We start from the raw sequence: 15,164 nt of genomic DNA, 5'->3' as shown, positions 1-15,164 counted from the left end.
ATTGGCAACTCACAACTCATATTACCAAGCCTGATCTCCCACCAATGGAACGAAGCGGAAAGTATCTAATTCAATCTTATCGAAGTCATTTTCGCCAGATCGTATAACTGTAATCATTTTTTGTGACTTTTCATCACCTACAGGAATAACCAAAATTCCTCCGATGGTGAGTTGCTTCAACATCAGATCTGGAACAAACGGCGCACCAGCTGTCACGATAATTTTGTGATAGGGAGCATATTGCGGCAAGCCTTTCGATCCATCTCCAAGAAAAAAATGAGGCTTGTAGCCCATATAAGGCAACACTTTTATCGTACGTTCATATAAGTTGCGTTGCCGCTCGATAGTATATACTTCAGCGCCTAACTCAAGTAAAATGCAGCTTTGATAACCTGAACCGGTTCCTATCTCTAATACCCTGTCTCCTTTCTTAATATGCAAAAGCTCTGTTTGATAGGCAACGGTATAGGGCTGCGATATGGTTTGCCCGTCGCCTATAGGAAAGGCAATGTCTCGATAAGCCTGATTCCAAAACGTTTCGTCAAAAAAGAAATGGCGTGGCACTTTTCCAACGGCCTTCAGTACAGCTTCATCTGCAATGCCCCGCTTTCTTAGAACTTCTACGAGTTGCTTTCGTGCACCCCGTTCTCGATAATTGTCTACAAATTTATACGCCATTATTAGTCCAAAAATACGGTTGTTTACGCATTTTTAGAAGCTTTTCATCAGATAAAAGCCTAAGTAGCTCGTTTGATAGGAATTAGCATGAAGCGTTAGGGATACAGACTTGTAATATTAATACGGATCTACATCGATTTGTACAAAAGCCCCCTTATTCACTTTATTGGTTTCAAATAATAATAGGGTATCCTGCAAAGCCTTCTTCACTTTTGGCAGGCTCGTTCCGTCTCTTTCCACTTTAAGTAATAGCGTATGGAGATAATAATTACGGATACGACTTATCAACGGAATTTCTGGTCCTAATACCCGATGACCAAAAGCCTCTTTCAAGGCAATTCCCAATCGTTCAGCGCAAGCATGTCCTTGTTGCTGATCTTTATGTTTAATAGCGATCTTAATCAAGCGATAAAACGGAGGGTATGCATAATGTTTTCGTTCTTGTACTTCGGTCATAAACATATCGTGATAATCGTGTCGAATAACTTGTTCGAGCACTCGATGCTGTGTAGCATAAGCTTGAATGATTACCTTTCCCATCTTATTCCTCCTACCAGCACGTCCACTTACTTGGGAAAGCAACGAAAAACTGCGCTCAAACGCACGAAAATCTGGATAATTGATCAGCGTATCTGCATTAATTATTCCGATAACGGTTACCTTTCCGAAATCCAAACCTTTCGCTACCATTTGGGTCCCTACCAACACATTAAACCGTTGTTCATCAAAATCAGTGATAATTCGTTCAAAACTATCTTTACCACGTGTCGAGTCTAAATCCAACCGACCAATTTTTGCTTCAGGAACCAATACGGAAAGTTCCTCTTCAATACGTTCTGTTCCAAAACCCTTGTTTTCCAGATGGGTAGATCCGCAGGCAGGGCATACCTGGATAACCTCTTCTTTAAATCCGCAATAATGGCAATGTAATTTGCCTGTACTTTTATGAAAAGTCAGAGACACATCACAATTGGTACATTTTGGTGTATAGCCGCACGTACGGCAAAGTAACATGGGTGTATAGCCTCTCCTATTCTGGAATAAAATGACCTGCTCTTTTTTTGAAAGGGCATTTTTTATCTCATCTAAAAGTACGTCGGTAAAATAAGAAGATACTTGTTTATTTTTTGTATGATCTTTTAAACTGGCAATCTCAATTTGGGGTAATATGGATTCGCCATAACGCTGCATGAGTTCCACCAGTCCATATTTACCTGATTTGGCATTATAGTAGGTTTCAATCGCCGGAGTTGCCGATCCTAACAGCACTTTAGCTTTATGGATTTGCGCCAGGTAAATAGCGGTATCGCGGGCATGATAACGGGGTGCCGGATCAAATTGCTTGAATGACACTTCATGCTCTTCATCCACCACGATAAGCTCTAGGTTTTGAAAGGGTAAAAAGACAGCTGATCTAGCACCTAAAACAACTTTGATTTCACCATTTAGCACCTTTTGCCAAACTTCTACCCGTTCATGGTCATTAAAGCGCGAATGATACACACCAACTGCATTTCCAAAATGAAGCCTTAGCCGTTCAACTATTTGTGAAGTCAGGGCAATTTCTGGTAATAAATACAATACCGTTTTCCCTGCAGCTAGTACTTCTTCTATTAACCGAATATACAGCTGCGTTTTGCCGGAGGCAGTAACACCATGTAATAATACAATAGGTTTGCTTAAAAATTGCTGTTTGATTTCCTCATACGCTTGTTGCTGTGCTGTGCTTAAGGCAAAAGTCGTTTCCGTCAACTGTTCTTCTCCAAATATGCGACTAACCGCACGTTCTTCAACTAGAAAAATGCCTTTCTCTATCAATGCCTTCAACGCCGATTGTCCACAACCACTAACCTCCAGTAATTCACTTCTGGATATATGTGTTTGTCGTTTCGCTAATTGCAAATAGGCTAACACCGCATCTTGCTGCTTAGGTGCCCGATTCAAGCTCTCTAACAGTAAGCGTTTTTCTTCATTATTTTCGAACAGTGTATTTAATAAAATAAAGGCTTTCAATTTAGTTTTATAGCGTTCTCGAAGTTCTTCCGACACTAAAACAGCTCCTTTATTTAGCAACCTTTTCAGCAAAGGAAAAACTGTTTTCTGTCCTAACAGCTTAACGACGTCACTCACTTTCAATTCGCCAGCAATATCTAATGCATCCAAGATTAAAAATTCCTTATCTGTTAAAGCAGCGCGCTCTTCCACTGGAAAATCGGCTGTCGCCATAATTTTTGTTTCAGAGGCCAACTTGAATACTGTTGGTAACGCGGCCTGCATGACCTCACCTAAATGGCACATATAATAATCCCGCACCCATTCCCATAAGTGCATTTGGGAGGCAGTGATGATGGGATCATCATCCAATACATCTATGATATATTTTGCTTCATAACGCTCAGGGGCCTTATCAGAAATGGCAAAGATAATCGCCGCGTACAGTTTACTTCTTCCAAATTGTACAATTACTCGTTTTCCGACAGCAATATTTTCACGAAGTAGCTGCGGAACACGATACGTGTAGGTTTTTGAAATCGCCAATGGCAACACCACATCTACAAACATCGTCACTTTTTCCACGAAAGGTGTGTCACCTTGAAGTTCTAACATAAATAAAAAAATGATGGGATAACTATCTTCCCTTTAATGTTGCCAAAAAAAGACTTGCCCAGCCCAATATAAAGGCTAAGCCGCCCAAAGGTGTAATTGGGCCTAAAATATGTACCGCAGACACGCCCGTCAATTCCCGTGTTGCCAACAGATATAAAGAACCGGAGAACAACAATATACCTACAGAGAAAGCGACATATGATAGGTTGATTAGCGTATTCTTTGCCCGGGAAAAAGTGGCTAGAAAAAGTAGGGCAAGGGTATGATAAAACTGGTAGTTGACAGCTGTACGCCAGTTATCCAAATTTTGGTCATCGATTTTGCCCGACAGTCCATGTGCGCCAAAAGCCCCCAAAACAACTGCTATCAATCCGAAGAATGCAGCTGTAAGTATAATACGTTTATTCATCCAAACAGACAAGTTTTATCCGCTAATTTAATAAACCTATTACATTTTCCCTTGGTCAAAGTTAATTTTTTAACTTTGCTTGTAGCTCATGAGAAAACTAATTGTCATTACCAGTGTCTTATTTGTAGCAGTTATTGTAGCGGCTATCTTGTATTTTACTAGTCTTAGTCATAATAACCGCACCCAAAACAGCTCCTTAACAGCTATTCCTGCGGACGCAGCGTTTTTGGTATCCTTTCAAAATGAAAAATCTTTCTATAACATTTTCAATGATTTTGAAATTTTCGAGGCCATTGTAGGCAAAGAAACTCAACATGAATGGAATTACTTAAATAAGCAGCTTCTTCGAGCACCTAACTTAGCAGAATTGACCAATAAGCAGACATTATATTTTTCTTTTCATCCTACTAAGGATCACATCAATTGGTTGTTAACTGTTCCTTTTAAAAACCGACTTAAATCGGATGAGCTTTTCGAGCTGTTGAAAAAAAACACCAATGACATCGCTACCATAACGCCGGATACCGCAATTCAGTCATTATACCGGATAAAATTTAACGACTTATCTAAACCTTTTTTTGTTGCACTTAAACCTGAAGCAGCTTTTCTGGGTCATGAAAAAGATTTAGTTGCCAAAGTGCTTGACAACAACAGTCCACATCTTTCCGAACATTTCTTAGACGAATTGGCTCAAAATGGGCATAAAAACGATAATGCTATCTTCAATCTACACCTCAACCATAGCGAATTATTTAAATTTGTTAGTGGATTATCAAAAGTAAAAGCTGGCAATAATATTCAGCTGCTGGAAGGCCTAAAGGGTATGTCATCTTTAAACATGAATTTTAAAAGTGATGCCCTAATGTTCAGCGGTTTAAGTACATTGGACCAAACGGCAACAACCGGCAACTATATTTCCCTCTACACACATCAAACTGCGGTAGAGGGAGAATTAAAAAAAATGCTTCCCGCTAACACCGCTGCATACGCTGCTTTTTCATTTTCCAACTACCAAAACTTGCACCGGGAGCTGGTGGGATTGCTGAATAAAAGAAAGCAGTTACAACGCTTTAAGGATCAATTTGCACTTATTCATTCTTCAAAAAAGATAAGCATCGATTCCGTATTATTAAGCCAGTGGGATAATGAATTTGCTTCACTGGAGTTAAATACTCGGGAAAGCATTGGCCTGGTAAAACTCAAAGATTCCGCCGACTTCCTAAAGGTTATTAGCCCCATAAGTACCGGTGTTACGAATGATATTCGAAGATTTGATAATTCAAATTTATTATATTACTCCTTTGGTGACCCCATGTTACTTTTCCAACGACCCTATTTTACTGTGGTTGATCGCTATTTAATTTGTGCCAACACGATTAGTGTACTCCAACAATACCGAAAACAATATGATGAAAAACAGCTGCTAATCAACACCATTCCGTATATTGAGTTTAGCAGATTACAGTCAAATAAGGCAAACATTACTTTTTTTATTGAAAATGAGCAGGCACGACAAAATCTAAACCGTACCTTAAAATCTACCTTTCAACGGGCTTATGCGGATACTACCCATTTTAATTTTAGGGATTTTTATGCTTTTTCTTACCAACTATCTGGGTATAATGGCAACTTTTATAGCAATCTCAGTGCTAAATATAGCTCAAAAGAGAAAACAAGTATAATGCCTGAATGGAAGGCAGACTTAAGTAGTGAAATAAACTATCCGCCATCGGTTTGGAAATTTAACGATACAACCAACTTTATCATTACCCAGGACAAAAGCAACCGTTTATATGCTTTTTCAACAACGGGTAAAGAATTATGGCGTACCGGATTATCCAGCGAAATACTTGGAGAAATTCAGCAACTGCCAGATCAGAGTTTAGTATTCAACACAGCGGATCGACTTTATCGATTGACGACAGATGGTTCACCAGTACAAGGATTTCCCATTGCCCTACCTTACCAAGCAAGTTACGGACTAACACTGTTCTCTGGGGATCAACAAGACACTAAAATATTTATTCCTGCCAAGCAGCAAATTTTAGCATTTGATGAAAATGGCAAAGAATTAAAAGAATGGAAAAATAAGACGGTTACGGGCACTATTGTCTATAATTTGAAAACGGCCTTATTAGATGATTACCGTTATGTCATAGCACTTACTGATCAAGGAAGATATTATTTATTTAATCACACGGGCAGCTTAGTATCTACCATGGAGCATCAGCCGGCAAGTAGGTTCAACAATACTTTTGGCATAGAAATCACCTCCGGAAATCCAGAAACTTCTAGAATGATCACGACAGATACTAGTGGCGTGTTGTGGAGCACTTCTTTTGATAAGGACAAAAAAGAAGTCCGTACTAGTCTCGGTAAGTGGACGGAAAATCACTACTTTAACACCAAAAACATTCAAGGAGACAGTATTCCTGAGCTAATTTTTACAGATAAAAACCAACTGTTTGTTTATGCTAGCCAAGATAGCACACTACTTTTCAATCAAACATTCACGAATGAAATTTCAGATAAACCACTATTCTTTCCAGTAAGGAATAATTATTTTACTATTGGCATAGCTACCGAGGCTAAGTTACTCTATGTAATTGATGATGATGGTAACATTGTAAAAGGCTTTCCTATGGAAGGTTATCCTGCATTTTACTATGGAAAATTAAACAATGATGGTCATATTTATGCCTTAATCAGCAAAGATGGCCATACATTGTCTGCTTATCGTTTAGACTAACGCTTACTATTTTTGGGTGTTGTTGGGATAAAGTCTTTTAAATAAAATGGCTCAAAATATGCTACGTCTTCAAACAGTTGCTGTTGATAACGCGTATATGCGATTGATACCTGATAACGGGCGGAGTTTAAGAAACCAGTAAAGACTTGAACAATTGGATGATGTTCAAAAAGTGTTGCAAATTTATCTGCTCCTTCACCAAATAAAACGAGTGGATTTTTTTTTGATAAATCGTCGAACGATAATGCATCAATGATATGTGCAGCAACGGGATTTAAACGTTCTTTAGTATATGTATAAACGGTAGTGTATACTTCCATGCGCCGTGCATCAATCATCGGACAAAATAACGTATCAGCAGTATATTCTGTTGAATGAGCCATTAAAAAACCTTCTAACAGTGCATCTAATGTAGGAATCGCAATTAGCGGAATGTCTAATGCGTAACAAAAACCTTTAGCTGCCGATACCCCAATACGCAAACCCGTATAAGACCCCGGTCCTTTACTAACCGCCACTGCGTGCAAATGTTCAATGGCACAATTCGCTTCATCTAATACCTCCTGTATAAATACCGTAAGTTTTGAGGCATGAATATTGGCTTCGTGATGATCTTTATACGCCACAAGATTGCCGTTTGTACTCAACGCTACTGAACAAACGGGCGTCGCCGTTTCTATATGTAAAATATTCATAAATACACTTTCAAAACTATTTATTTTTTCATGCTTTTCCAGACATTAGGTTGGACTAGTAGGTAATGATCTATTACGGAACAGGATCATGTCCATGGCCGCCCCAGGGATGACAGCGTCCTATGCGCTTAAGCGTCAACCATCCACCTTTAAATGGACCATATTTTTTTATAGCTTCTATACCGTATTGCGAACAGGTTGGGGTATATCGGCATGAACCCGGAAATAGGGGTGAAATCAATAGCTGATATATTCGGATAACGGTTAAAAATAACCAGCTAAAGAGACGTTTAATCCACCGTTTCCATATATTGCTTACGATATTCATGTTGAAGTTTTTCTAAGGCTTTCGTTAGCTGCTTATATAATACTTTATAAGCGGGTATATCCGTTCCAATATAATGGATCGAAAGCAGCACTTCTGTCTGCATCGTCTGTAAAAACGCGTATAACAACCCTTCCTTTTGCATTCTATACGCTTCCCTGATTCGCCTTTTTAATAAATTCCGATCAACCGCTCGTTTAAAACGACGCTTAGGTACTGAAATAACCACTTGAGCTGGAAAAGCCAGAGGCTGCGCTTTCAGAAAAGAAATTCGATATGGATATAAAACAAAAGAAGAACCACTTTGAAAAAGACTAGTCAAAAGTCTTTTATTACAAAGTCGTTCTTCTTTTTTAAAAGTATATCTTACCATATATGCCTAAACGATAGCAATATATTACGAAACCGGTTCAGGCTTCGAATCTAAAGCAAGGCACCGGAAATTACACTTATGCTTTGTGACGACGCTCGTCAGACACCGATAGCTTTCTTCTGCCTTTTGCTCTTCTGGAAGCTAACACTCTACGGCCATTGGCTGTAGCCATGCGTTCCCTAAAGCCATGCTTATTCCTTCTTTTACGTTGTGAGGGTTGAAATGTTCTTTTCATGAGAATAGTATTATTTATTTTTTGTCACTGTGAAATCGTATGAACCAAAATATATTTGGAATCAACCAATATTCCACTACAGTAAATCCTTATCTTATATATTCAAGCCATCTTCAAAAACAGAGGATAACTTTTGTTGCATTAAAAACAAGAACGCAAAGGTAAGGGTTATTCGTTAATAATCAAACTTAGAATATTTTTTTTATTAGGCTAACCAATCATACACCTGAAAGAACCAATACTTGTACTAAAACGGCAAGTTACCTAAGTTTGTATTTATGAAAATAGCAGCATATTTTAATTCAAAAATTACGGCTATAAATTTATTATTGGTTCTCTATGGTGTCCTTCCTAGATATTTATATGCTCAAGAGACTTCTTTAACCAATTTTAAAATAGTAGATACCAAAAACAATAAAGAAATCTCTTTAAACCAACTCACCAAGAAGCTAAAAAAGGCCGATGTGATATTCTTCGGTGAAGAACATAACGATTCTATCGGGCATTTATTGGAGTTTGCCTTATTGAAACAGCTATATGAACGATATCAACAGATAGGCTTATCTATGGAAATGTTTCAGAGTGACACACAGTTGGTATTAGACGAATACTTAAACGATATCATAACGGAAGCCAACTTTAGACGAGATGGTAAACTTTGGAATAACTATGACGATTATCAAAAGTTGATTACTTACGCAAAAGAAAATAAAATCCCCGTATTAGCAGCGAATGCGCCTAGCAGATATACCAATAGCGTTACCAGAAATGGGCTACAAAGCTTAGGCATATTAAGCGACTCAGCGAAACAATTGATCGCTCCATTACCTATCGACACACTAACCGGCCGCTATTATGAAAAGTTCATGGCACTCATGGGTAACCATCAAGCAGCCAATGGCATGAATTTTTATCAAAGCCAAAATTTATGGGATGCGACCATGGCTTATCGAATAAGCAACTTTAACAAGCAATTTCAGATAAAAATAGTACACATCACCGGACGTTTTCACTGTGATGAAAAATTAGGCACCTATCAACAACTTCAAAAATATGCACCTGAATTGAAATTGGTCAATATATCTTGCTTTCCAAATGATTCAACTGAATCGCAGGCACAAGAAAAGGAAGAAAATACAACCTTAGCTGATTTCATCATCTATACCACCCCTCATCACCAAGAAGAATAGCGTGCTTGACAAAGCGTCGCAGTTAATTTACCAAACACGCATGATTACCGTTAAGCTTTTGCTTTAAGTAAATCCCGAATTTCGGCAAGTAGTGTTTCTTCTTTGCTTGGAGCCGGTGGCGCAGCTGGAGCAGCTTCTTCTTCTTTTTTCTTGAATGAATTAATTCCTTTAATGATTAAGAAAAGCGCAAAAGCCACAATGATAAACGCAATCACTTGCGACAAAAAATTTCCATACTTAATAGCTGTCCCAGGGATGACCAAATCTGCCAGATTATCTAAATTGGCAGCTTTCAAAGCTGGGGTGAGAATGGCCGGTGTAATAATGTCGTCTACCAAAGAGCTGACAATTTTTCCGAAAGCCCCTCCAATGATAACACCGACAGCTAAATCAACTACATTGCCACGCATGGCAAATTCTTTAAATTCTTTTGCGAAACCCATATTCAAGATTTTTAGTTTAACATTCTTTGCAACACTAAAGTAAATATTTTTGTTTATCCAATTAAAAATTTAAGTAAAAAAATAGAATTTTAATGCATCAAGCATAAGCTTATCGTTTAAAAAATCTGTACTTTTGCACCAAAGACACCAGTTTTTTAGTTTAGTATAAAAGATATAAGGTGTTGTCGAATATTACGCTATGCTAAAACAAAGTTTACAGCAGAAATTACTTCAAAAATTATCACCCCAACAGATTCAATTTATCAAACTGTTGCAGGTACCTACTGTTTCATTAGATACCCGAATCAAAGAAGAATTGGAAGAAAACCCGGCTTTGGAAGATATGAGTTTGGCCAATATGAATGAACCAACAGACGAGTATCCCGATAAGGACCCTGAAGATACTTTTGAAGGTGACGATCAGGCTGGTGAAAGCGACGAATTTAATGTTGATGACTATTTGCAGGATGACGACACCAATGATTATGGTAATAATATCAATAATAGTAGTGATGATGAAGAAGATCGAAAAGAAATGCCGATCGCCATTCAAAGTTCTTTTTTCGAAAACCTACAACAACAGCTGGATTTGCTCGCCTTAAATGATAAAGATTTCCTCATCGGCCAGCAAATTATAGGGAGTTTAGATGATGATGGATATCTCCGAAGACCTATTCTATCCTTAATAGATGATTTGGCATTTTCGCAAAACGTAATGGCTACGGAAGAAGAGGTAGAGGAAATTTTAAAAGTTATCCAAACCTTTGATCCCGCCGGTGTCGGTGCGCGCGATCTTCAGGAATGTCTTTTAATACAGTTGAAAAAAAAGGATCAGGAAAATCCTGTCATTAAAGAGGCTATTACCGTTGTAGAAAATTACTTAGAAGAATTTACCAGAAAACATTACGATAAACTGGAAAAAGCATTAAATATCAATTCTGATGAATTAAAAAAAATTGTAGACGAAATCCTAAAACTGAATCCAAAACCTGGCGATTCTAGTACAGCTTCGGAAAAACAGCTGCATATCATTCCTGATTTTCACATCACGAATAATGACGGTATTCTCATCTTAACCCTGAATGCACAAAATGCACCCGAACTAAGGGTCAGCCGTTCCTACCAAGAAATGTTTGATCACTACGATAAAGCTGCTCAAAAAGATAAAAAAATGAAAGAGGCAGTCCAGTTTGTAAAACAAAAATTGGATTCGGCTAAATGGTTTATTGATGCGATCAAACAACGTCAACAAACCCTATTAAAAACTATGAATGCCATCATGAATTACCAATATACCTATTTTCTTACTGGTGATGAGCGGAATTTAAAGCCCATGATCCTAAAAGATATCGCCGATAAGATTGATATGGATATCTCTACTGTTTCCCGCGTAGCTAATTCAAAATATGTACAAACAGAATTTGGTACATTCTTGCTTAAATCTTTCTTCTCTGAAGCAATACAAACAGATAGTGGAGAAGAAGTTTCTAATAAAGAGGTAAAAAAGATTTTGGAAGAATGTATTGCAAATGAAGATAAACGTAAACCTCTGGCTGATGAGAAATTAACTGAAATCCTTAAAGAAAAAGGATATACCATCGCGCGTCGTACGGTAGCAAAGTACCGCGAAGCAATGAATATCCCCGTAGCTAGACTTCGTAAAAAACTATAAATTTTTCAGTTAAACAAAAACACATAATGGTGTTTAATTGTAAAGATAGTTCAGGTTATTACGATCTTAGAAATAGGCTTTCAACAGAAATAATGGTTTAAAATTCAAAATAGCAATCCATGTCAAAGGTAAAAATAGGAACTGTGCAAATGAGCTGTGTAGCAGATAAGGCTACCAATTTAGCCAAAGCGATTGAGCAGATAAAAGAGGCTGCAAAAAAAGGAGCACAAATTGTCTGTTTACAAGAGCTATTCACGTCGCTTTACTTTTGTGATGAAGAGAACTACGATAATTTTGCGTTAGCGGAAGCAATTCCCGGCCCGGCAACAGACGCAATCAGCAAAGTGGCCGCAACACATAAGGTAGTCGTTATTGCCTCACTTTTTGAAAAGCGGGCTCAAGGGCTTTATCATAATACAACGGCAGTAATTGACGCAGACGGAACATATTTAGGTAAATATCGTAAAATGCACATACCGGACGACCCTGGTTTTTATGAAAAATTCTATTTTACACCTGGAGATTTAGGGTATAAAGTGTTCAAAACAAAATTTGCGACTATTGGCATACTCATCTGCTGGGACCAATGGTATCCGGAAGCGGCCAGAATTACCGCTTTAATGGGAGCCGAGCTTTTATTCTACCCAACGGCAATAGGCTGGGCATTAACACAGGACGAGCAGACCAATGAAGAGCAATACAATGCCTGGCAAACCATACAACGGTCACATGCAGTAGCAAATGGCATTCCCGTGATCGCTGTAAACCGTGTCGGAATAGAGGCTGGCGTTCGTTTTTGGGGAGGATCTTTTATAGCGAATCCTTTCGGGTCACTAATTTATAAGGCTTCCCATGAAGAAGAAGAGACCGTTGTAACCGAAATCGACCTCAATCAATCGGATTATTATCGTTCACATTGGCCATTTTTGCGCGACAGACGGATTGATAGCTATAAACCCATGACGAAACGATTTATTGATGCCGATTAACATGAGCGCTCCTAAAGAAAAAGGTTATTTTTTTCCTGCCGAATGGCATGAACATGAGGCAACTTGGTTAAGCTGGCCTCATAAAGAAGCTAGCTGGCCTGGAAAATTGAATACCATATACGAGCCTTATAGTCAATTTATAAAGGCAATCTCTCCAGGAGAATGGGTTTGTATCAATGTGGCAAACGAAGAACTTAAACAAGAAGCCGTCCAACACTTGCAAAAAGCAGGTGTTCATCTCGAGCGCATTAAGTTTTTTAATCACCCAACGAACGACGCTTGGTGTAGAGACCACGGTCCAGCTTTTGTTATCAATCCCCATGCTGAACACCCTAAACTAATCGTAGACTGGGCTTACAATGCTTGGGGAAACAAATATCCACCATATGACTTGGACGACGTAATCCCTACGCTGATTGGCAAAGCGCTTCAAATTCCAGTTGTTCATCCGCCTATTGTCATGGAAGGTGGCTCAGTAGATTTTAATGGTTCTGGAACGGTATTAACAACTACTTCCTGCTTACTTAATCCTAATCGGAACCCACAACTGAATCAACAGCAAATTGAAACGTACTTGTACAACTTTTATGGTGTTGAACAGATACTATGGCTTGGGGATGGAATTGTCGGAGACGACACCGACGGCCACATCGATGATATTACCCGCTTTGTTAATGAAAACACAGTAGTCACAGTTATAGAGGAAAATCGACAGGATCCTAACTATGCCCCTCTTCAGGATAATTTACGCTTGCTTAAAGAAATGCGTTTATTAAATGGAAAACAACTCGATATTATCGAATTACCTATGCCCGCTCCCGTTAGCTATGAGGACCAACGATTACCCGCTTCCTATGCCAACTTTTATATTAGTAATGCTGCTGTAATTGTTCCCACTTATCGGGATAAAAATGACCAAAAAGCGCTTGATATACTATCTGCTTGTTTCCCTAATCGGAAAGTAATAGGAATAGACAGCACCGACATTATTTGGGGTTTAGGAAGTTGGCATTGTCTAAGTCAACAAGAACCCAAAATATAACCCTTATGAAAAGGCGCGTTTTTATACAAAAGTCATCTAGCTTTTTAGCAGCAATGGCCGCTGTGCCGACTATGATACAAACTAACGACACACCAATAAATAAATCCATGAACCAACAACAAAATCAAACGTTTACCCATTATGTATTATTTTGGTTAAAACAAGATTTGACAGCAGCAGAAGTAGCAAACTTTACTGGTTTTTTTGAAGAGCTGCGTAAAATCCCTAACATACTATCACTTCATTATGGAAAAGCAGTGAGCAGTACCCCTCGGGATGTGGTAGATAATACATTTACATACAATTTATTGGTTTATTTTAATTCTCTCGAAGATCTAGAAACCTATGGAACGCACCCTATTCACTTACAAGCTATTGAAAAATACAATCAGTACTGGGAAAAAGTCGTCGTGCATGATTCGCTGCTAAAATAGCCTTTTTATTTTTTGCTGGATAGGATATTTTGTGTACCTTTGTCCCTCGTGAAAATTGAAGTAAAAAGCTTCACATCTCAAGCAAATTCACCGGATTTTTTTTCGGCACACCCATTATTTTTATTACAGTTGATGGCCTTCATAGGCCTTTCTTTTTATATGGGGAATGGAAAAAACAGCTAAAACTTAAAAACTTTTTATAAAAAATGAGTAATTACACCAAACTGCCTGCAATTTTGCTTTTAGAAGATGGCACAGTTTATCCCGGCAAGGCTGCCGGAAAAATTGGCACTACTACCGGAGAAATTTGCTTCAATACAGGTATGACAGGATATCAGGAGATTTTCACTGATCCTTCGTACTTTGGTCAGATTATGGTTACAACCAACGCCCATATAGGAAATTATGGCACTTCAGGCGAAGAAATTGAATCTAACCAAATACAGATAGCAGGATTGGTTTGTAAAAACTACAGTACGCCCTATAGCCGTAAAATAGCAGACGCTTCTATTCAGAACTATTTTGAACAGGGAAATCTTATAGGTATTTCAGATGTCGATACTCGTTCCCTTGTTCGCCATATCCGTGACAAAGGCGCAATGAATGCTATTATTTCTTCAGAGGTACTAGACATTGAGAAACTGAAGGAAAAGCTTGCAGAAGTACCTTCTATGGATGGCTTGGAACTCTCTACAAAAGTCACTACGGAACGTGCTTATTACTTCGGAAATGAAAACGCACAATATCGTGTAGCTGTACTCGACCTTGGTGTGAAAAAAAATATTCTGCGAAATTTCAGTGATCGGAATGTTTATGTCAAAGTGTTCCCCGCAAAAACAACTTTTGAAGAGATGGAACGGTGGACACCTGACGGATATTTTATTTCAAATGGCCCAGGCGACCCGGCAGCTATGCCGTATGCCTTAGAGACTGTTAAAGAAATTCTTAAGGCAGACAAACCTATGTTTGGCATTTGCTTAGGACATCAATTATTGGCCTTAGCCAATGGCATTAGAACACAAAAAATGTTTAATGGGCATCGTGGAATTAATCATCCAGTAAAAAACATCATTGCCGACAGATGTGAAATAACTAGCCAAAACCATGGTTTTGGTGTAGTGGCGGAAGACGTGCAAAATTCTGACACGGTGGAAATCACACATGTTAACCTCAATGATAAATCTATTGAGGGAATTCGTATGAAGAATAAAAAAGCATTTTCTGTACAATACCATCCGGAATCGTCTCCGGGGCCACATGATTCAAGGTATTTATTTGACGATTTCACAGCGATGTTAACGGCATAAAATGCATAAATATTTA

The 15,164-nt window shown here is 38.4% G+C and carries 15 protein-coding genes; 7 read left to right on the top strand and 8 right to left on the bottom strand.

What is annotated here, in order from left to right; all coding sequences use genetic code 11:
- Positions 1-21: 21 nt before the first annotated feature.
- The 3 genes from ABD930_RS14470 to ABD930_RS14460 all read right to left on the bottom strand — a co-directional run bounded on the left by ABD930_RS14470 (position 22) and on the right by ABD930_RS14460 (position 3,694).
- Complete coding sequence (locus ABD930_RS14470) at positions 22-678, bottom strand: protein-L-isoaspartate(D-aspartate) O-methyltransferase (protein ID WP_345232452.1); 657 nt, start codon at positions 676-678, stop codon at positions 22-24.
- Positions 679-795: 117 nt separating this feature from the next.
- On the bottom strand, positions 796-3,285 hold the full coding sequence (gene priA / locus ABD930_RS14465) for a replication restart helicase PriA (protein WP_345232451.1): 2,490 nt from the start codon (positions 3,283-3,285) through the stop codon (positions 796-798).
- 22 nt (positions 3,286-3,307) lie between these two features.
- Positions 3,308-3,694, bottom strand: a complete 387-nt coding sequence (locus tag ABD930_RS14460) for a DUF423 domain-containing protein (protein WP_345232450.1) — start codon at positions 3,692-3,694, stop codon at positions 3,308-3,310.
- A gap of 88 nt (positions 3,695-3,782) precedes the next feature.
- Here ABD930_RS14460 and ABD930_RS14455 point away from each other — a divergent pair, with 88 nt between their 5' ends.
- Positions 3,783-6,443: a hypothetical protein gene (locus ABD930_RS14455; RefSeq protein ID WP_345232449.1), complete on the top strand. Its 2,661-nt coding sequence runs from the start codon at positions 3,783-3,785 to the stop codon at positions 6,441-6,443.
- On the opposite strand, the gene tsaB is transcribed toward ABD930_RS14455, so the two are convergent.
- From tsaB to rpmH, 4 genes are all read right to left on the bottom strand, one after another.
- Positions 6,440-7,138 carry a tRNA (adenosine(37)-N6)-threonylcarbamoyltransferase complex dimerization subunit type 1 TsaB gene (gene tsaB / locus ABD930_RS14450; RefSeq protein WP_345232448.1) on the bottom strand — a complete coding sequence of 233 codons (699 nt, stop codon included), beginning with the start codon at positions 7,136-7,138 and terminating at the stop codon, positions 6,440-6,442. The two genes, ABD930_RS14455 and tsaB, sit on opposite strands and share 4 nt — an antisense overlap.
- A 73-nt stretch (positions 7,139-7,211) precedes the next feature.
- Positions 7,212-7,466: a membrane protein insertion efficiency factor YidD gene (gene yidD / locus ABD930_RS14445; RefSeq protein ID WP_345232447.1), complete on the bottom strand. Its 255-nt coding sequence runs from the start codon at positions 7,464-7,466 to the stop codon at positions 7,212-7,214.
- Complete coding sequence (locus ABD930_RS14440; RefSeq protein WP_345232446.1) at positions 7,429-7,836, bottom strand: ribonuclease P protein component; 408 nt, start codon at positions 7,834-7,836, stop codon at positions 7,429-7,431. The genes yidD and ABD930_RS14440 overlap by 38 nt, the downstream gene beginning before the upstream one ends.
- A 76-nt stretch (positions 7,837-7,912) precedes the next feature.
- On the bottom strand, positions 7,913-8,071 hold the full coding sequence (rpmH, locus tag ABD930_RS14435; RefSeq protein WP_083251894.1) for a 50S ribosomal protein L34: 159 nt from the start codon (positions 8,069-8,071) through the stop codon (positions 7,913-7,915).
- Between the two features lie 278 nt (positions 8,072-8,349).
- Here rpmH and ABD930_RS14430 point away from each other — a divergent pair, with 278 nt between their 5' ends.
- Positions 8,350-9,261: a ChaN family lipoprotein gene (locus tag ABD930_RS14430; protein ID WP_345232445.1), complete on the top strand. Its 912-nt coding sequence runs from the start codon at positions 8,350-8,352 to the stop codon at positions 9,259-9,261.
- Positions 9,262-9,311: 50 nt separating this feature from the next.
- Here ABD930_RS14430 and mscL read toward each other — a convergent pair whose 3' ends face one another.
- Complete coding sequence (mscL, locus tag ABD930_RS14425) at positions 9,312-9,704, bottom strand: large-conductance mechanosensitive channel protein MscL (protein WP_345232444.1); 393 nt, start codon at positions 9,702-9,704, stop codon at positions 9,312-9,314.
- Between the two features lie 199 nt (positions 9,705-9,903).
- On the opposite strand from mscL, the gene rpoN reads away from it, so the two are divergent.
- The 5 genes from rpoN (at position 9,904) to carA (ending at position 15,148) form a co-directional block, all read left to right on the top strand.
- Positions 9,904-11,376, top strand: a complete 1,473-nt coding sequence (gene rpoN, locus ABD930_RS14420; protein WP_345232443.1) for an RNA polymerase factor sigma-54 — start codon at positions 9,904-9,906, stop codon at positions 11,374-11,376.
- A gap of 119 nt (positions 11,377-11,495) precedes the next feature.
- Positions 11,496-12,365: a carbon-nitrogen hydrolase gene (locus tag ABD930_RS14415; RefSeq protein WP_345232442.1), complete on the top strand. Its 870-nt coding sequence runs from the start codon at positions 11,496-11,498 to the stop codon at positions 12,363-12,365.
- Between the two features lies 1 nt (position 12,366).
- Positions 12,367-13,407: an agmatine deiminase family protein gene (locus ABD930_RS14410; RefSeq protein ID WP_345232441.1), complete on the top strand. Its 1,041-nt coding sequence runs from the start codon at positions 12,367-12,369 to the stop codon at positions 13,405-13,407.
- A 107-nt stretch (positions 13,408-13,514) separates the two neighbouring features.
- Positions 13,515-13,841, top strand: coding sequence for a Dabb family protein (locus ABD930_RS14405; RefSeq protein WP_345232440.1), 327 nt, complete (start codon positions 13,515-13,517; stop codon positions 13,839-13,841).
- A 206-nt stretch (positions 13,842-14,047) separates the two neighbouring features.
- On the top strand, positions 14,048-15,148 hold the full coding sequence (gene carA, locus ABD930_RS14400; RefSeq protein WP_345232439.1) for a glutamine-hydrolyzing carbamoyl-phosphate synthase small subunit: 1,101 nt from the start codon (positions 14,048-14,050) through the stop codon (positions 15,146-15,148).
- The last annotated feature ends 16 nt before the right edge of the window (positions 15,149-15,164 follow it).

Source organism: Olivibacter ginsenosidimutans (assembly GCF_039542865.1).
GTDB classification, from domain to species: Bacteria; Bacteroidota; Bacteroidia; order Sphingobacteriales; family Sphingobacteriaceae; genus Olivibacter; species Olivibacter ginsenosidimutans.
This window is presented reverse-complemented; position numbering and strand designations above follow the sequence as displayed.